The sequence below is a fragment of the Paenalcaligenes hominis genome, assembly GCF_011927625.1.
Lineage (GTDB): Bacteria > Pseudomonadota > Gammaproteobacteria > Burkholderiales > Burkholderiaceae_B > Paenalcaligenes > Paenalcaligenes hominis.
In genome coordinates this window covers 73,351-90,646 of the sequence record NZ_JAATIZ010000003.1, presented here as the reverse complement: position 1 = coordinate 90,646, position 17,296 = coordinate 73,351, and the positions used below count along the sequence as shown (strand labels likewise).

General features: G+C 48.7%; 14 protein-coding genes. 3 read left to right on the top strand and 11 right to left on the bottom strand.

Annotation, left to right across the window (positions count from 1 at the left end; genetic code table 11):
- Positions 1 to 57: 57 nt before the first annotated feature.
- The 4 genes from GGR41_RS07570 to GGR41_RS07555 all read right to left on the bottom strand — a co-directional run bounded on the left by GGR41_RS07570 (position 58) and on the right by GGR41_RS07555 (position 6,794).
- Positions 58 to 696 (bottom strand): thiol:disulfide interchange protein DsbA/DsbL, encoded by a 639-nt coding sequence (locus tag GGR41_RS07570; protein ID WP_077734173.1) that lies wholly within the window; start codon positions 694 to 696, stop codon positions 58 to 60.
- A 40-nt stretch (positions 697 to 736) separates the two neighbouring features.
- Positions 737 to 1,426 (bottom strand): SPOR domain-containing protein, encoded by a 690-nt coding sequence (locus tag GGR41_RS07565; RefSeq protein ID WP_167661350.1) that lies wholly within the window; start codon positions 1,424 to 1,426, stop codon positions 737 to 739.
- Positions 1,427 to 1,436: 10 nt separating this feature from the next.
- Positions 1,437 to 3,122, bottom strand: coding sequence for an arginine--tRNA ligase (gene argS / locus GGR41_RS07560; protein WP_167661349.1), 1,686 nt, complete (start codon positions 3,120 to 3,122; stop codon positions 1,437 to 1,439).
- 126 nt (positions 3,123 to 3,248) lie between these two features.
- Positions 3,249 to 6,794, bottom strand: coding sequence for an RHS repeat-associated core domain-containing protein (locus GGR41_RS07555; RefSeq protein WP_167661348.1), 3,546 nt, complete (start codon positions 6,792 to 6,794; stop codon positions 3,249 to 3,251).
- A 100-nt stretch (positions 6,795 to 6,894) separates the two neighbouring features.
- Here GGR41_RS07555 and GGR41_RS07550 point away from each other — a divergent pair, with 100 nt between their 5' ends.
- Positions 6,895 to 7,242, top strand: a complete 348-nt coding sequence (locus tag GGR41_RS07550; RefSeq protein WP_167661347.1) for a DUF1840 domain-containing protein — start codon at positions 6,895 to 6,897, stop codon at positions 7,240 to 7,242.
- Between the two features lie 100 nt (positions 7,243 to 7,342).
- On the opposite strand, the gene leuA is transcribed toward GGR41_RS07550, so the two are convergent.
- Positions 7,343 to 9,022 carry a 2-isopropylmalate synthase gene (gene leuA / locus GGR41_RS07545; RefSeq protein ID WP_167661346.1) on the bottom strand — a complete coding sequence of 560 codons (1,680 nt, stop codon included), beginning with the start codon at positions 9,020 to 9,022 and terminating at the stop codon, positions 7,343 to 7,345.
- Between the two features lie 280 nt (positions 9,023 to 9,302).
- Positions 9,303 to 9,899 (bottom strand): hypothetical protein, encoded by a 597-nt coding sequence (locus GGR41_RS07540; RefSeq protein ID WP_167661345.1) that lies wholly within the window; start codon positions 9,897 to 9,899, stop codon positions 9,303 to 9,305.
- Positions 9,900 to 10,087: 188 nt separating this feature from the next.
- On the opposite strand from GGR41_RS07540, the gene GGR41_RS07535 reads away from it, so the two are divergent.
- Positions 10,088 to 10,351: a (2Fe-2S)-binding protein gene (locus GGR41_RS07535; protein WP_373868050.1), complete on the top strand. Its 264-nt coding sequence runs from the start codon at positions 10,088 to 10,090 to the stop codon at positions 10,349 to 10,351.
- A gap of 103 nt (positions 10,352 to 10,454) precedes the next feature.
- Positions 10,455 to 10,934, top strand: coding sequence for a bacterioferritin (bfr, locus tag GGR41_RS07530; protein ID WP_167661687.1), 480 nt, complete (start codon positions 10,455 to 10,457; stop codon positions 10,932 to 10,934).
- 48 nt (positions 10,935 to 10,982) lie between these two features.
- Here the strand turns inward: bfr and GGR41_RS07525 are convergent, their stop codons facing one another.
- From GGR41_RS07525 to GGR41_RS07505, 5 genes are all read right to left on the bottom strand, one after another.
- The gene (locus GGR41_RS07525) at positions 10,983 to 11,651 is read right to left on the bottom strand and encodes a hypothetical protein (RefSeq protein WP_167661344.1); all 669 of its coding nucleotides are present in this window, start codon (positions 11,649 to 11,651) and stop codon (positions 10,983 to 10,985) included.
- Between the two features lie 106 nt (positions 11,652 to 11,757).
- A complete protein-coding gene (locus tag GGR41_RS07520) occupies positions 11,758 to 13,368 on the bottom strand; it encodes a peptide chain release factor 3 (RefSeq protein WP_077734182.1) in 1,611 nt (536 codons plus the stop codon).
- A gap of 188 nt (positions 13,369 to 13,556) precedes the next feature.
- The gene (locus GGR41_RS07515) at positions 13,557 to 15,365 is read right to left on the bottom strand and encodes a methyl-accepting chemotaxis protein (RefSeq protein ID WP_167661343.1); all 1,809 of its coding nucleotides are present in this window, start codon (positions 15,363 to 15,365) and stop codon (positions 13,557 to 13,559) included.
- Positions 15,366 to 15,573: 208 nt separating this feature from the next.
- Positions 15,574 to 16,284 carry a response regulator transcription factor gene (locus GGR41_RS07510; RefSeq protein ID WP_167661342.1) on the bottom strand — a complete coding sequence of 237 codons (711 nt, stop codon included), beginning with the start codon at positions 16,282 to 16,284 and terminating at the stop codon, positions 15,574 to 15,576.
- 287 nt (positions 16,285 to 16,571) lie between these two features.
- Positions 16,572 to 17,273, bottom strand: a complete 702-nt coding sequence (locus GGR41_RS07505) for a hypothetical protein (protein ID WP_167661341.1) — start codon at positions 17,271 to 17,273, stop codon at positions 16,572 to 16,574.
- Between the last annotated feature and the right edge of the window lie 23 nt (positions 17,274 to 17,296).

The window sequence follows — 17,296 nt, the reverse complement described above, 5'->3', positions numbered from 1 at the left end:
AAAACAAAAAGCGGCTTTACGAGCCGCTTTGGTGTGAATGCTATCTAAAAAATAGCCTTAGTTGGTTTGACTTTGTTTAATCAATGCCTCTGCTACACGTAGCGTGTCTTCGTAGCTATTGGTATAGGCCGGCGATGTGACGTACTTTCCGCCAATGGCTAGGCTTGGTGTGCCTTGAATCTGATAAAGACGAATTAAATCATTCGCACGATTGGCTTTGGTTTGCACCCCAAATGAATCAAAAGCGCTGTCAAAGTCGGCACCCTCTATACCTTCTGACTCTGCCCACTTACGAATCGCTTTTTTGTCAAAGACGGGACGTTTTTCTTGGTGGATGGCGGCAAAGAGTTTTGGGTGTAGATCAAGGCGATCTAAGGCCTCGAGTACAAAATACGCACGCTGTAAGTCTCCCATGCCAGCATTAAACGCGACGGGCACCCGTTTAAGCACCACATCATCACCCAAAGTAGAGGCCCATTTGTCGACTAAGGGTTCCATGACAGCACAATGAGGGCAGCTATACGCAAAAAACTCGAGCACCTCGACCTTGCCGACGCTATCAGAAGGCACGGCCTGACCTAACGTAACGTAGGAGTTAGGGGCAGGTTCTAGGGCGGAGGCCAGCGGACTAATTAAAACGCTAGCAGCTAAGGTTGCCGTAGCAGCTAAACGACCAAAAAAAGATAAATACGACATAAGTGAGTTCCTGTCTTGCGAGTAGTAAGTCTTTATATGACTAGGGACGTACTACAGAAGTTTCAATTTTTTCTCGCCCCAACACTGAGCGTGCTTTATTCATATCGTCTACACCAGAAAAAGGACCCACGCGTACACGATTAATTGTACCGTCATTATAAGGCGCAGACTGAACAGAGGCATCCATACCTAAAAGCAGAATACGTGCGCGCATGGCCTCAGCATCCTTGGCAGAGCGAAACGCTCCGGCCTGTAAATAATAGGTAGTGGGTGCGACAGCGACCTGCGGTGCTGAAGGCTTAGGAGGAGCTAGAGGCGGTGCTGTAGTGGGAGCCGGAGCCGTATTGGGATTAGGTAATTGTGCAATTAGGCTGCCCAACGAGTCTGGCTCTGGTGTAGTAGGTTGTGGGGTGGTGGGGGCCGGTACCGTAGGAGCGCGTAATGGGCCGAGCTGTTCTGCAATTTGAGCTTCTTTGCCACCAAATAACGGCCCTTCGAGTGCCGGGGCGCTGCCGTACAGCCCCCTATTAGGATCGGGGGCGTGCTGCACATCAGGCAAAAGAATTTGCTCTATTTCACGGCTGGCCTTGTCCATAAAGGGCATAGGCGCTTGAGTAACATACAAGGCAACAGCCACCGCGGCAGCTAATCCAATGACTAGACCAATAACAATGCCGGATACCATGCCGCCGGGCTTTGATTTTGCAGAAGATTTACGTCGGGTGGCCATAGGATTATCACTACATTTTATCGGGAGCGCTAACCCCTAGCTTGGCTAGACCGTTAGCAATAACTTGGGCCGTAGCGGCGGCAAGTGCGGCACGAGCATGTTTTAACTGTGTGTCATCGCCCATAACGCGCTCGCTGTTATACCAGGTGTGGAAGTCAGCAGCGCAGTCACGCAGCCAAAAAGCCACCTGGTGCGGGGCAAGGTCTTTGGCGGCTTGGCTTAGCATAGCGGGGTATTCAGCCAAACGTTGCAACAGCTTGAGCTCGCTAGGTGCGTTTAACAAATTAAAGTCAGCTTGGCTAAGTTGTTCGTGGGTAGCGCCGACCTGACGAAGCACGGAGTGCGTACGGGCATGGGCGTACTGAATGTAGTAGACCGGATTCTCTTCGCTTTTTGATAGGGCTAAATCAATATCAAACACAAACTCAGAGTCAGCACGACGGCTTACTAAGAAAAAGCGGACGGCGTCCAAACCGACCCAATCGACGAGCTCGCGTAACGTCACATAGCTGCCTGCTCGTTTAGAGATTTTGACCTCTTCGCCACCCCGCATGACTTTGACCATGCTATGTAACACATACGCAGGATAGTCGGCAGGAATGCCAAGGTTTAGCCCTTGAAGGCCAGCGCGCACACGCGCAATGGTGCCGTGGTGATCGGTACCTTGAATATTAATGGCGTGCTTAAAACCGCGCTGCCATTTCGACACGTGATACGCGACATCGGGTACAAAATAGGTATAGCCGCCTTCGCGTTTACGCATGACGCGGTCTTTATCGTCTCCGGTATTGAGTTCTGTCGTGCGTAGCCATAGGGCGCCTTCTGATTCATAGGTGTGCCCAGCAGCAGTCAGGGCTGCGACCACGTCGTCAACGCGACCGTCGGTGTACAACGAGCTTTCTAGGTAGTAGTTATCAAAAACAAGATTAAATGCTTTGAGGTCTAGGTCTTGCTCGTTACGTAAATAGGCTACAGCAAAACGGCGAATGTCATCAAGACTGTCGATATTCGCCGTGGCGGTGACAGGGTCGCCATCGGCAGCGGCTACGGTTTTTTTAGCCAAAAAGTCTTTGGCGATTTCAAGAATATAGTCGCCTTTGTAGCCATCAGCAGGAAAATCGGGACTCTCTGGGTCTAGGCCTTTAGCACGGGCTTGGACACTGATGGCGAGATTATCAATTTGATTACCCGCATCGTTGTAATAGAACTCGCGGCTAACGGCATAGCCTTGGCTGCTAAACAGACGGCAAATCGCATCGCCTAAAGCTGCTTGACGCGCATGCCCCACATGCAGAGGCCCTGTGGGGTTGGCCGAGACGAACTCGACCATAAGGGGTTCGGTACTGGCAGACGTGTCGCCAAACTGAGCTCCCTCGGTAAAAATGGGCGCCAACACGGCTTGGTGCGCAGCGTGAGTTAAACGAAAATTAATAAAGCCTGGGCCAGCAATTTCAGCACTTTCAATCAGGGCCTGTGCCGCGCTATCGGCCAAAATATAATCCACAATGCCTTGGGCCAACTCGCGTGGGTTGCGCTTAGCTGGTTTAGCCAGTTGCATCGCCACGTTTGTTGCGACGTCACCATGAGCAGCGACCTTTGGGCGCTCTAGAGTGATAGTAGGCGTCGCGTCGGGAAGGATAGATTGAACCGCAGCCGTTAATAAGGCGCTGAGCTGTTGTTGTTGCTGAGCAAGCATAAGTATTTTGAGTGAAGATAAGCGAAAATTTAGGGCAGGCCTGGCTTGGTGCACAGGAATGATGCCCACACAATAAGGCTTAATAATAACGTGAAATGCAGGGAAATTCTCTTTTTGGCCGTATTGTCAGTCTGGAGACCAGTTTAAAGTTTGATCTAACCAACGATAGTAAGCCGGCAAGTCGACTTTAGCCCTTTGGTTGTATTGGCGCTCGGAGGGGCTTAGGTCGTAAGAGAGAAAAGCCTTGACCTCTTGGCGCACCCGTCGCCCTAACGTGGGGTGATAGTCTTGCGTATAGCCTACCCCTAAGTCAGGGGTAAAAGCAAAGTCGTGATGTTCCACGGCACGGTCTTGGGACAGTAAGGTGCTTTCGTCGTGTAGGTAACTGTAGTCAGCGCTTGGGGTGGGGTGTGGGCGAAAGCTCAAGCCTTGGGCCTGGGCGTGCCATAAAAGCCATTCCAAACTTATCTGACTTAAGGGAAGTGTATCGGGGGAAGGGTTAGCGTAACCACCCCCCAGATCGCCGTGCGCGCCCACCAAACCAATTTCCTGCCGATTTACCCCAGAGCCCATCAATAAAGCAGGAAAAAGCGCGCGGTATTCGTGCAAAGCAACCGCATGCACCACCCATTGCCAAATAGGCGCCACACTGAATTCATATAAATGATTGCGACTACCTAATAGACCTAATTGCGCCACACTATCTAATAGCCCAATAAACCGCGGTTGAATGCAGGCTTGAACCTGCATTCCATAGGTATCGGTATAACTAAAAAAACCATTTTGACTGTGCTGAATGATTTGGTTCGCAAAATGCCGTCCTAATGCTGCCCCCCGAGAAAACCCAATAATATCGATGGGGATAGGGGCGGTGGCAGGGGGGATAGAGTTCAAGTAGTTGAGTAGGTTTTGCCATTGTTGCTGTATAAGGCGGTCAGCTGAGTACGCCACCATGGCGTCCCATGTGAGCTCATCGGCTTGGCCTGGACCCCCTACATAAAAGCTGGGTTCGGTGGTTTGAGTGTGGAGCTGATGAATCACACCACCACTGCGTTCATCGTAGCGCGTACCATCAAATGCAAACAGCACGAGTCCCCATGGATCCGTGTGGTTAAGGGGTTGCTGATTGGCATACCCATACAGTTGGCTAAATGGGCTGGGGCCTAACGGGTCGGGTTCGAGGTAATGCCCCTGTTGAGGTAGGTAAGTGCGTACGCCGTTCACATGCCACCCCGTGGCGAGATCGTAGTATTGCCCGGCTCGGCGTAAATGTAAGTTGAGATCCCCTTGACTGGATTGCAGCCTGCCAAAGGTGTCGTATTGGGCCGCCCAGCGTAGCTGCTGTTTTTGGTCGCTGATCGTGTGTACTGCGCCGAGGTGATCGCTGTGCATAACTAATAGCTCTCCGGTGGGGTTTAGATCGTAGTCGATTAAGCCCACGGGCTGGTCATGCCAATAGATGTAACGTCTTGAGATAGGGTGAGCCGCATGTACAGGGAGTTTGGCCTCGAAGGGGGCCGTAAACTCGGCCACCAGTTTTTTTTCGTGATAAAGAAAAAACTGTTGGAGCGCCTGTGGATAATGTTGTGTATAAACCCTAAAACCCGCCGAATTATAGCTGTTTTTTTGTACAGTTTTATTGTGCTCAAGTACTACATTTAGTCTACGCATGGGGTTATAACGCAGTATGTAGTGTCGTGATTGATCTTGGTATTGAGTGGCTAAACCGGACGCATCCCGTTGAATTTTGGGTGATGGCATGACAGATGAAGAGGACAAGCTGCCATCGGCATGCCACTGCAAGGAAGTGGTTTCATCACGATGGATTTGGTGCTGCGCATTATATGAAAAAACCCGATGCACAGGAGCAGCCGTTGAGTGAGCGGGGGCGTGAAGACGCTGCGCTGAGATTAGGCCGTGCGGATTTTTAACTAGCAGCTGTTGCCACCATAGGGCGTCGGGGTGGGTATGGCTGAGCCAGTGAAAGCGTGGCGTCGATACCTCTAGGCGCAATAGACCATTACCGTAAGCCAAACCGCCTGCAACGGCCTGGGCGACTAATCGGTGCTGGCCTGCCGTGTTCTGCCAGTAGATACGGTGCAATGTCGAGCCTTTCCATTCGTAATACAAGGCTCCGCCTTCGGGTAGGTGATGTTTACGCAATTGGTGGTTGGCATCGTAATCAAACTGATCCTTGTAATGCCAATGGTGGCGCTGTGTGCTGTGAGGAGGGTAAAAAAAACGGTCTACTTGGCGCTGCTGCAGCTGCCCTGACACTAAATAATGTAAGCTTTCCTTTTCATTAGGTTGCTGCAGCTGTAAATGATGCGGTTGGGGACGGCGTAAATGGGTCTGCATGGTGTCGTGCCCTGAGTAATAATCAATGCGTTGTACGGCCCCACTATGAGAGTAATGCACCTGTTGACGATCACCATTTGGGTAATGCATTTGTTGAGCTCGCCCGTGTTTATCGTAGCGTAGTTGAGTAGGCCCAAGCGTTGCACTAGACCACGCGGTTAAGCGGTGGCGGGCATCGTACTCTAAGCGCAGCTGTGGCCACCCTAGCGGGTTGCCCTCCCACCAGCGGAGTTGACGGTCAAAGCGAGCATGAGCCAATTGAATCTGGTGAGGGTGTTGGGTGAATGTGGGGGGACAAGCCCAACATAAGGCCCCTGTAACACGTTCTATTTCGCCTCTAGCGTGCGAGGAAAAATGCACGGTGGTTCGGCCCTGAGGGCTATCAATATGGGTTTTATGAGGGTGTGTCGCCTTAGGAAAATGCAGTCGTATCCACTGAGACGGGGTTTCAGCCATCATGAAATGAGCTTGCTTGCGCGTGTTGTAGACCCAGCTGCGAACGCGACGAGGCGGCGCATGTGGATGGAGCTGAATGCTTTTCCCAGTAATAAGGCCAGCATTTTGACTTTGGTATTGGGCTTCGTAGTGGTAGTAAAGACGACGTTGATCGGGAAAACGCACCTGATAGAGTTGATAAAGCGTAGAGTCAGGCAGTGGCTGGTAGTCGTAATGAATGACGCCGACAGGTGTTTGGACCTTTTGAACCAAAGCAGGCTGAGATGAGTCATAGCTAAAAATTAAACGTTGTTGGCTTTGCTCGATGAAGTGAATGCGATGCAGCAGAGGGCCATGAGCATAGCGATAAATATGCAGAGGGGGCGTATGAGGACGCTGAATACGTTGTAACCAACCAAATCGGTCAAAATGCCAGGTTTCGTTATGGGAGGTGTGCCAAATACGTTGGTGGCCTGCCTGAGTCAAACGCCCAGATGCAGAGGATAGATTGAGGCGCATGCCATTAGGCAGCACGATGTGGGGAGCCTCTGAATGCTCCACTAAACGAATATCATAAGAAAGCTGCCAGTGGCTACTGAACGCGCTATAGTGAGTAGCCATTGAGTCGTAATACCGTACTAATTCAAGGTCGGGCGCAGCGGGGTGGGGGACATAATCGGTTTCCTTTAGGTACTTGTTGCCATCGCGTAGGTGGATAGGATTAAAAGCAAGCAAAGGCATGCTGAACAAGCCAGAGCCCGAGTCAGGGCTTAGATCTTGGGTGGAGCACACGGATTGTAATGTCGGGGGGCTACAGCTTAAGGGCTCGGCCATTAGGGTGAGCGGTAAGACGAGCAGTAGTAAGATTACATAGCGCATACGTTTTCTCGGGCCAACTATTCATTTATAGTGGTATGGTGCCAGTGAAAAAGCGTATAAATTCACAATCAGGCTTTAATTATCTAAGAGGGGAAACCAGATGTTAATTAAATTTGTTTCCAAAGCGTCAGGTTCAATTTTGATGTTAGCTAAAGATGCATTACCGGTACTTATTGCAGCGGGTAAGCATTTTGATAATGATGAAGTGCCGCCTCGGGGCGTCTTTACGGTAGCTCAACTACCTGCAGCCCTAGTGAATTTAAAAGAGGCCATGCACAATGCGGTCGAGCCTGAAGAGCGCGAGGACGAAGACCTGCCTAAACAAAAGCTCAATATTGTTCAAGCCGTAGGCTTTAAACAGCGGGCTTTTCCTTTATTTGAAATGTTGCGTGAGGCCGAAAAAGCAGGGGTGGATGTGATGTGGGAGCCTGCAGACTCACCGTGGTAGCAAGGGCATCGTCCCCACCCTTAACGGCGCGGTTTTCCGTGCTATCCGATAAAAAAACTGGGCATTACGCCCAGTTTTCATGGCAGCCTATGCGTAGCCTTTAGGCTTCGCTTTGTAAGGCATGGCGGTTTAATGCACTAAGAACCGCTTTAAAGGACGAGGTTAAAATGTCCTGATGGATGCCCACGCCGAAGCCACTTGGGCTTTCACCAATACGCATTTCAACGTAGGTGGCAGCACGCGTGTCAGTACCGCTTCCGATCGCGTGTTCGGTATAGTCCATAATACGAATAGGTAAATCAAGCGCACTAATAAACGCGGCCAACGCCCCTTCGCCTGTTCCTGTAAACTGCTGTGGCTCGCCGTTTTTAGTCATGTTGATACTGATCTCAAACTGCTGGGCCTGATCGCCGGATTTAGGCTGGCTCGTAATTTGATGGCTGACTAGCTTCCACGGGCCATCGGTTTGCAAATATTCTTTAACGAAAATATCGTGCACTTGTTCTGGATTGACTTCCTTGCCGGTGGAATCGGTGACACGTTGAATGGCACGGCTAAATTCAATTTGCAGACGACGCGGCAACACCAAGCCGTGTTCTTGTTCTAGCAAGTACGACACCCCGCCTTTGCCTGACTGGCTATTAACACGAATGACGGCGTCGTAGCTACGACCTAAGTCAGCGGGGTCAATCGGTAAGTAAGGCACTTCCCAAACTGTATCTGGCTTGCGTTGTGCAAAGCCTTTTTTGATGGCGTCTTGATGAGAACCGGAAAACGCAGTGAAGACTAAATCGCCAGCATAAGGGTGACGTGGGTGGACCGGTAGCTGATTGCATTCCTCTGCAATTTGACGGATGACGTCAATATCGGAAAAGTCTAAGCCTGGATGCACCCCTTGGGTGTAAAGATTGAGGGCTAAGGTGACCAAGCAGACGTTACCTGTGCGTTCCCCATTGCCAAATAAACATCCTTCGACACGATCTGCACCGGCCATAACCCCTAGTTCAGCAGCGGCAACACCTGTGCCACGGTCGTTGTGAGGGTGCAAACTTAAGATAATGCTGTCACGGCGATCGAGATTATTGTGCATCCATTCAATTTGATCCGCATATAAATTGGGTGTGGTGGCCTCGATGGTGGCGGGCAAGTTGAATACGATCGGATCTTCGGGGGTGGGTTGCCATTCGGCTGTTACGGCATTACACACCTCTAGAGCAAATTCGGGCTCGGTGGTGCTAAAGACCTCGGGGGAATACTGATAACGCCATTTCGTTTCTGGATACGCTTTGATGGCCTCTTTTACAAGGCGAGTTCCGGTCACGGCAATGTTTTTAATTTGGTCTTTTTCCATATTAAAAACAATGCGGCGAAACGAAGGCGCGCAGGCGTTATACAAGTGAATCATGGCGGTTTTAGCGCCAGCCATGGCCTCGGCAGTACGCTCGATTAGATCTTGGCGAGCTTGAGTCAAACCAATGATGGTGACATCGTCTGGGATGCGGTTTTCATCAATCAGTTTACGTACAAAATCGAAGTCAGTCTGGGAAGCCGAGGGGAAACCGACTTCGATTTCTTTGAAGCCGATTTTGATAAGCAAATCAAAAAAACGTAATTTGCTCGCTACACTCATGGGTTCAATCAAGGATTGGTTGCCATCGCGTAAGTCGGTGCTCATCCAGATAGGAGGGTGGGTAATACGTTTGGAGGGCCAAGTGCGCTCAGAGAAGTCTTTAGTAAAAGGACTAAAGGGCACGTATTTAGAGGCTGGGTTTGAAATCATTGTATACACCTGTGGGACAGAAAAGTAAGACTTTCCGCCGCCACCTAAACCACATTAACACTTGAAAAGCCGGTGACGGCGTTCAAATAGGTGGCTGGGTATATGGCTGCCGGACTGCCACTAGACTCTAGGCCCGGCAACCGGGCGCTAGTAGAAGTGGCAGTAGAGAGAGAGTGATTGCATAAGCACGCGCAGAAATGCCACGGTGTGAACCGGCAGCTAAAAGACTGCAAAGAGAGGGCGTGCGTGCAATAGACATGAGTGATAATAAACCACAAAATTAAAGATGATGCAAGGCCTCTGCTTTACTTGGAGCACTAGAACGCGGTTTAAGTAACTGCTGCTCCTGATCTTTTGCTAAACAAATCAACGAGTAACGGTTTGCAGCAAGTTGTTGTTGAGTATGTTGCAAAACACCGACTGTAATAGGAAAGCGCCGATTTTCCCAACACCAACCCAACACATGAATAGCGCTGGGGGAAAGTTGCTGTAAAAGGGATTCAAGCTGATCGGCGCTAACTACCTTTTGGCTCGCTCGTTGGCGGGTGTATTGCACAAAATGAAAGAGCAAATAAAACACCAATAACGAGCAAATGCCAATGACGGTCCACCAGAAAAATGGATTGTATTGCTTGATTAAAGCACCGTCTAAGCCCAAGGCTTCTAAACCTGAATAATCGAGCTCGGCCCCAAAAGTAAGCGTGCGTTGTACGAGGCCATACCAAACCAGGGCAACGACCGCACAGACACTAATTGCAATCACTTTATAAAGGGCGGTAAGCCGTAAGACCGCTTTATGGACGTGGATTCGATCTTTAATCGTAGGCAATGGGTGATGAGTTTTGGAGTCAGTATCAGCTACGGAGAAACTTTGCATGGTTTTGACCTAAGCCTTGGAATGAATGAAGTGGTTATTGTAGGGTAAATGCGACGCAAAGCAGTAGTGTTTTCACCCTCACATTTGGGAGTAAAGCTCCTATTCTAAGCCAGAGTGCGCGGAAATGGGTTTGGGCTTGAAAATAGATAAATTAAGTGCTATTGTCGAGATTCGATGAATGAATGATAATGATTCTCATGTATATTTGTATCTGTAACGCAATTACTGACAGTCAAATTAAAGAAGCAGTAGCCAATGGGGCCACCACGCTTGCCGACCTTCAGTTTGATTTGGGTGTCGCAACAAATTGTGGCCGTTGTGCTGAAAGCGCAATGAGCTTACTGCCTGCTATGGCTAGCGACAACGTGTTGCATGCTACCGAGATTTCTCGCGTGCAACGGCCTGCTGCCAATGACACACAAGTGTTACCAGCCGCGGTGGCTTACTCGTAATCGTCGCCTAATACACCTCCAGAACGCTTGATATTAGTTCTCATTAGCTTGTAGTGTTTTAGACTGCTTTATAATGAGTCAATTATGTTCAAAGGAGGTCACCATGAAAGGCGATAAACAGGTCATAGCGTATTTAAATCAGCAGTTAAAAAACGAACTGACGGCTATTAACCAGTATTTTTTGCATGCTCGTATGCTGAATCACTGGGGCTTTGATAAGCTTGGCAAGGTCGAGTACGACGAGTCCATTGGCGAAATGAAACACGCCGACTTACTCATTGATCGCATTTTAATGCTTGATGGGCTGCCTAATCTCCAAGATCTACACAAACTGCGTATTGGCGAAGACGTACCTGAAATTCTAGCTTGTGATTTATCGCTAGAAAGTGCGGCGCGCCATACAGTGGTCGAAGGCATTAAACATTGTGAAAGTGTGGGTGATTTTGTCTCGCGCGATTTACTGCTTCATATTCTAAAAGACACCGAAGAGCACATCGATTGGTTAGAAACGCAACAAGACTTGGTTGCAAAGATGGGTTTGCAAAATTACCTACAAAGTCAAAGCAGCACCCCTTCCGAATAAGCGCTGCCATCAAAAAACCCCAAAAATTTATTTTGGGGTTTTTTGTTTTTAAAAGGCTTTAGGTGGGCAGTTGGGTACCTTGCCCCATGCATTGTTTGGGCCGCAGTATTTATTACGTGCATCCCATTTACAGCTAGGCGTCTGTAAAAAGCTTTTCGAGTCGCACATAGCCAACTCGCGTTGAAAGTCCCCCTGCCAATTGGGGTTTTTTTGCACAGGCAGGTTGTTGACTTGGACCTCTTGAGATGGCGGTGGTGGCGGGGCATCCATATCAATGGGCTGCAGCACATCGGTGTTGGGATTATTGCTTAGGCCGCGCTGAGAGCCCGTGTTATTGATTTGAGCGATGCCTTGAAGCCCACTGGGACTGACGGCGGTGCGGTTAAAGTTGCCCGTAGTAAATCCTTGGTTGGCAGTAGCTAAAGCAATAGGGGGGCGCTCGGAGAGCAAATTGGTGTCTTGGCTGATTTCCCAGTCTAAAGGCGTGATGTCGTCGGGTACGGCCAAACGCCCACTCACCAAAGGTTGCGGCGGAGAAGGCACATAAGGTTTACCGTCTGCATCCAGAGTAGGCACCGTGTAGAGGTCTTTGTAGGCGTCAAAGACGTCGGACTTAAGAGGACCGTGCTCAATAAGCCAGTTACCCAGTTGAAACCCACCCCACACCGAGGCAGCTATACCGAGTAATAAGGTGGCAAGAAGAATACGCCAAGACATAGATAGGGATTGGTACTGAAAATTAAATGAATACGACTATTGTACTGAATTGCGTCCTGTTGCATGTGACAGAATCCAACAGTGCTGGGAAGTCTTGTAACTTTTTTTAGCCAAAGAGTTGCCCGCTGTGTTCACGCATGTCATGAAACTCTACATCAGGATTCAGTTCTTGGGCTACCCGTAATTGGGCGGGTGAGCTGGCTAAAAATGCTACGGCATCTACCACATCATAAGCAATATTAGCGGCATTAGTCTCGATAAACTTTTTCAATGCGGCAGGGTTGGTTGAGGTAACCCAGCGAGCTAAGTTGTAGCGTGACGAAGCCATGCGTGCATCAACACCGTATTCATGTTTTAAGCGATCAGCGACGACTTCAAATTGTAGCTGACCGACAGCACCTAATAATAGGCTGCCACTGGTGAGATAAGGCCTAAAGACCTGAATGGCACCTTCTTCGCCGAGCTGAGTTAAACCCGTGCGCAACTGTTTAGTGCGTAGTGGGTCTTTGACTTCGACTGTTTGGAACAGTTCGGGGGCAAAAAAAGGCAAGCCAGTAAATTGAAGCACCTCGCCTTCAGTTAAGACATCGCCAAGTTGTAATACGCCGTGATTAGGAATACCAATGATGTCACCAGCAAAAGCCTCATCCACTAAGTCGCGGCGCTGAGATAAAAACGATACCACGTTATTAGGGCGAATTTCTTTGTTAGTACGTGCCACACGTAGACGCATGCCTCGTGTAAAGTGCCCTGAACTAACGCGCACAAATGCGACGCGGTCGCGGTGGGCCGGATCCATATTGGCTTGGACTTTAAACACCATACCGGTGAATTTGGGCTCGGTGGGCTGTACCAAGCGCTGTACAGACTCGCGTGGGCCAGGGGCGGGTGCCATGTCGACCAGTGCGTCTAATACCTCTTGGACCCCAAAATTGTTGAGGGCCGAACCAAAAAACACAGGGGTTTGCTTGCCTGCTAAAAAGGCATCGAGATCAAAGTCCGGGGTAGCGGCTTGGATAAGCTCAATTTCCTCTTGGGATTTTTTAAACTCAGCACCAAAACGTGCTTCATTTTCTGGGTTGTGCAGACCCGGAATAAGCTCTTCGTTTTCGGCACGATGATCTTTAGCAGAACTATCAAACACATGCATTTGGTCTTTAGGAATATTAAACACACCCGCAAAACGACGTGCCATACCAACTGGCCAAGAGAAAGGGATGGCGTCCATGCCTAAGTGTTCTTCGATTTCGGCTAAGAGATCGAGCGGCTCTTGAACTTCGCGATCAAGCTTGTTGATAAAGGTGATAATGGGGGTGTTGCGCGCCCGACAGACCTGTAATAAACGAATGGTTTGGGGCTCGACCCCGTTTGCTGCATCAATGACCATGAGCGCCGCATCGACTGCTGTAAGTACACGGTAAGTGTCCTCAGAGAAGTCTTGGTGCCCTGGGGTATCAAGCAAGTTAATGACGCAGTCGCGGTATTCCATTTGCATCACAGAGGAAGCAACAGAAATACCGCGTTGCTTTTCGATATCCATCCAGTCAGAAGACGCATGACGTTCGGCTTTACGCGACTTGACGCTGCCTGCAATTTGAATCGCACCCGCAAACAACAAGAGTTTTTCTGTAAGTGTGGTTTTACCCGCGTCTGGGTGAGAAATAATGGCAAAAGTGCGGCGTTTCGCCACCTCTTTGGTGATGAGGGCGTTAGACATGGATATGTGAAAAAGATGAAATAAGCGAGCAGAGCGCTAAAAATAATTGAATCGCTCTATTTTCACCGATATTAGCGCACCTGACAATGTAAGTTGTGCAAGACAACGCCAAGGGCAAAGAAAAAGCCCAGTTTCCTCGGGGGAAGAAACTGGGCAGAACTCAATCCCTAACAAAAGTGGAAGCGAGGTTAGGATTCAGTTCTAAAACCAGACACGGCTTGAGAAAGCGCATTCGCTTGTGCGCTTAAACTGGCTGAGGCGGCAGCGGACTCTGCTACCAAAGCGGAGTTTTGTTGCGTCGTGACTTCAAGCTGATTAATTGCTACCCCCACCTGACTAATGCCCGAGTTCTGTTCATTTGCAGCGACTTTGATTTCACCAATAATGTCAGAGAGATGTTGGACTTCAGTCACAATTTTATCCATTGCTCCCCCTGCGGTACGGACTAGCTCGCTACCGGCATTAACGCGGTCGACGTTAGCTAAAATGAGGTCACGAATTTCACGGGCAGATTGCGCACTGCGTTGGGCCAGTGAGCGCACTTCGCCAGCGACCACCGCAAAACCATGCCCATGTTCGTTAGCACGAGCCGCCTCAACCGCCGCATTTAACGCCAGGATATTGGTTTGGAAAGCAATCGAGTCGATGACGCCTACAATGTCGCTCATTCGTTGTGAGCTGTTGTTAATGTCTTGCATGGTATCGACCACCTCGACCATCAACTGTCCCCCTTCGATGGCAGCAGCCCGTGAGTTATTCGCAATTTGATCGGCGACATTACCTGCGTCAGCGGTTTGACGTACGGTGCTTGCTAGCTCTTCCATGGAGCTGGCGGTTTCTTGGATGGCTGCAGCGGCTTGTTCAGTGCGAGCGGCTAGGTCGGTGTTGCCTGCGGCAATTTGCGCCGAAGCCACATTAACGGATTCAGCCGTCATGCGGATACTACTGATGGTCCCACTGATCTTACGCACAAAAACATTAAAAGATTGGCCCACTTTAGCCAGTTCATCGTTACCACTTTCATCAAGACGGCGCGTTAAGTCGCCTTCGCCTGAGGCAATGTCTTCGAGAGCTTCTTGGAGCAGACCTAAGCGGCGTAATAGCACACGAGTCACTATGGAAAGCAATATCGCAGCCAAGGCAATCATAATCAAACTAGTCAAAATGGCTTGGTTACGCATGGTGCTCAGGGTTTCGAGGGCATCCCCTTGGTGCGTAGCTATCACTACGCTCCAGCTACTGCCTGGAACCTGACGGGCATTAATCCAGAAAGGAACATTATCGATTGTGGTTCGAAACGACACCTGGTCTTGGGCCAACTTACCTAGCCCTATGTCATGGGTTTTAGGGTAATGCTCAGCAAAGGTTTGCAACGAGAGGGCATTGTTTGGGTGCGCAATGATGCGACCACGACCATCTATTAGCATAGCAAAGCTATTGGGAGTGGGCTGAGTGGTGCGTACTAGATCCACAATTTCTTGCATGCCGATATCTGCAGCCGCTACGGCAACGATTTCGCCTTTGTCGTTTTTAATGGGTGACGCTAAAGTGACCACAATGGTGTCATCACTGGCGTTGACATAAGGATCAGTGAGGACTTCTGTTTCAGCCGCTACCGCATCTAAATACCAAGGGCGACTGGTTGGATCATAACTGCTATCCATACGCGTTGCAGGAGACGTGACAAAACGCTTATTAGCCCAACCAATATAGGAAGAAATAAACATACCGGATTCCCGGGCTTGATCTAGAACAGCTAAAGGATAATAGCTGGAGGCTGCTGGGGCTAAAGCTTTAACAATATTTTTTTTGTTTTGAAGCCAACTGTCAATTTGATGAACCGTACCATCAATAACCAAATTGGTTTTATCTTGGGCTTCATTAATAAAAGCGTTTTGTGCTGACTGGTGATTTGCAAAAGCTAAGGCTGCCATTGCAACAACTACGGTACAAATGGACGCTAGCACCAATTTTGTACGTATAGATAGGTTTTTCATTCTTAATTGATACTTGTAAAAAAGCTTTAATAAAACAGAGGTATGTTAACGGGACAAGTTAACAATAATTTAGAAATTTTGTCGCGATAGTCATATATTGATACAAAAATGTTTCAAAAAACATTTTTATACGCTAGAAAAAATAAAGCTCCCAACGAGTGGGAGCATGAAAAAAGGAAAAGATGGGAAGTGGTTTAGCGCTGAAGGGTTATTGGGTGGGGCCCCAACCCAGGGTAGCGCCGCGAGCGATGGCAGTATAAACGGCAGCATTGCTATTGTGTACCTTTAGACGTTGATAAAGGGTTTCGGTATGAGACTTCGCTGTGGCAACTGAAATGTCGAGCTCTTTAGCAATACTTTTCAAAGGAAGGCCTTGGCCTAATAGCACTAAGACTTCGTATTGCCTGATGGTGAGCCCTAAAAGTTGAGATTCTTTGTGTAAGAGTTGAGAAGGTAATGCAGTAGGGGCCGGTGTACCCCATGAGCTAGTACACACTACTTTTTCGCCTATTACTGATTCAGCAGATTCGCTTTGATTGAAATGAGGAAAACACGTCCCCCCCGCTAAAACGAGACGAATAGAGGCTTGGAGAATTTCAGGTGTGGAGTTTTTACAGATAAGGCCGCGTACTAAAGGATACGTCTTGCAGGTACCGGGCGGTAAACTAGGCTGACCTTCGGTCAATAAAAGAATAAAACGTGGGGTGTAGGTTTTAGAGAGCAGCGTTAATTGGTTAGTGGGGTTGGCTTCGGAACCTAAGGTGTAAACAATCAGATCGCAGGGCGAGGCTTTTTTTTGTTCTGGAAGAAGATGGTAGTCGTCTGTTTTTACTGTTGTCCCCTCGAAATTTTCTTTTAAGAACTGGATTAACCCCAAACGTAAGATAGGATGAGGATCAAGCACGATAATCGTGGTCATAACAAACCCCTCTAGGTGGTATTTCACCTGCGTGAAATCTTTGAGTTTTTTTAAGAATAATTTAGGTATGTCTTTGGGTATTTACGAGCTATGAAATATAAGTAAACAAACAGGGGGTGCATTGGCTTTATGACTAAATAGTTTTTTTCTAAAATATACCATAGATTAAAATTTGATTTTACCTTTATTAACAAAGGTTTAGGGTTTTTAACATAGAGCATGAAACTGCCATATACTAGAGGGCAAACTCTGCCGCCCTCTAGGTACATTGCTGCGTTTTAGACGTATTAGCGCTGAGTCACATACGCATGGTTGCTAGAACCATGTTGCGTTACAGATGCATGAAGATCGCTACCGCGTTGCTTAATGTGGCCTTCGTTTGAGTAACCATTTTGGTTAACGCTAGCTACGTTTTTTGGACCACGACCGCTTTGTGAAATACTGGCATCATTGCTGTAGCCGGCTTGCACGATGGTGGCGTCTTGGTTATGACCACGTTGGTTGATGTAGGCGTTATTATCGCCACCCCAATTCTGATAGATGGCTGCATCTAGGTTTCTAGATGTGCTGCCGTAGTAATCGGTTTGCTTAATCCAAGCGGTATCACCAAAGCCTGTAATAACAATCTTCGCCGTACCGTTTTGAACCTGAGTGGTAGTGATTCCTGCTTTATTGTCAGCGCCCCAGTTCTCAACCAAGATGGTGCCATCAACGCCATGGCTGCGTGACTGAGTGATATACGCTTTGTTATCGTAGCCAGTCACATAGGCACTACCTGTAGCGCGTGTGTTGTGGTCTTGCATAATATCGGTTTTGTTATTGACCCCATTCACACCGATAGTTGCCGTCGTACTGTGGTTATTGACTTGTTCCACAAAGGCATTGTTACTGGTGCCGTCTTGGAACACCTCAGCCGTTGTTGTAGCAAATGCGCTAGAGCCGAAAGCAACGCTTAGACCTAATACAGCAATAATAGGTTTGATTTTCATTTGAATCTCCTTAAGGCAGAGAC

Coding starts and splice junctions, on each gene's coding strand:
- GGR41_RS07550 (WP_167661347.1), top strand. CDS start 6,895: ATGTTAATTAAATTTGTTTCCAAAGCGTCAGGTTCAATTTTGATGTTA.
- GGR41_RS07510 (WP_167661342.1), bottom strand. CDS start 16,284: ATGACCACGATTATCGTGCTTGATCCTCATCCTATCTTACGTTTGGGG.
- GGR41_RS07570 (WP_077734173.1), bottom strand. CDS start 696: ATGTCGTATTTATCTTTTTTTGGTCGTTTAGCTGCTACGGCAACCTTA.
- GGR41_RS07540 (WP_167661345.1), bottom strand. CDS start 9,899: ATGCAAAGTTTCTCCGTAGCTGATACTGACTCCAAAACTCATCACCCA.
- bfr (WP_167661687.1), top strand. CDS start 10,455: ATGAAAGGCGATAAACAGGTCATAGCGTATTTAAATCAGCAGTTAAAA.
- leuA (WP_167661346.1), bottom strand. CDS start 9,022: ATGATTTCAAACCCAGCCTCTAAATACGTGCCCTTTAGTCCTTTTACT.
- argS (WP_167661349.1), bottom strand. CDS start 3,122: ATGCTTGCTCAGCAACAACAACAGCTCAGCGCCTTATTAACGGCTGCG.
- GGR41_RS07555 (WP_167661348.1), bottom strand. CDS start 6,794: ATGCGCTATGTAATCTTACTACTGCTCGTCTTACCGCTCACCCTAATG.
- GGR41_RS07505 (WP_167661341.1), bottom strand. CDS start 17,273: ATGAAAATCAAACCTATTATTGCTGTATTAGGTCTAAGCGTTGCTTTC.
- GGR41_RS07535 (WP_373868050.1), top strand. CDS start 10,088: ATGATTCTCATGTATATTTGTATCTGTAACGCAATTACTGACAGTCAA.
- GGR41_RS07565 (WP_167661350.1), bottom strand. CDS start 1,426: ATGGCCACCCGACGTAAATCTTCTGCAAAATCAAAGCCCGGCGGCATG.
- GGR41_RS07515 (WP_167661343.1), bottom strand. CDS start 15,365: ATGAAAAACCTATCTATACGTACAAAATTGGTGCTAGCGTCCATTTGT.
- GGR41_RS07520 (WP_077734182.1), bottom strand. CDS start 13,368: ATGTCTAACGCCCTCATCACCAAAGAGGTGGCGAAACGCCGCACTTTT.
- GGR41_RS07525 (WP_167661344.1), bottom strand. CDS start 11,651: ATGTCTTGGCGTATTCTTCTTGCCACCTTATTACTCGGTATAGCTGCC.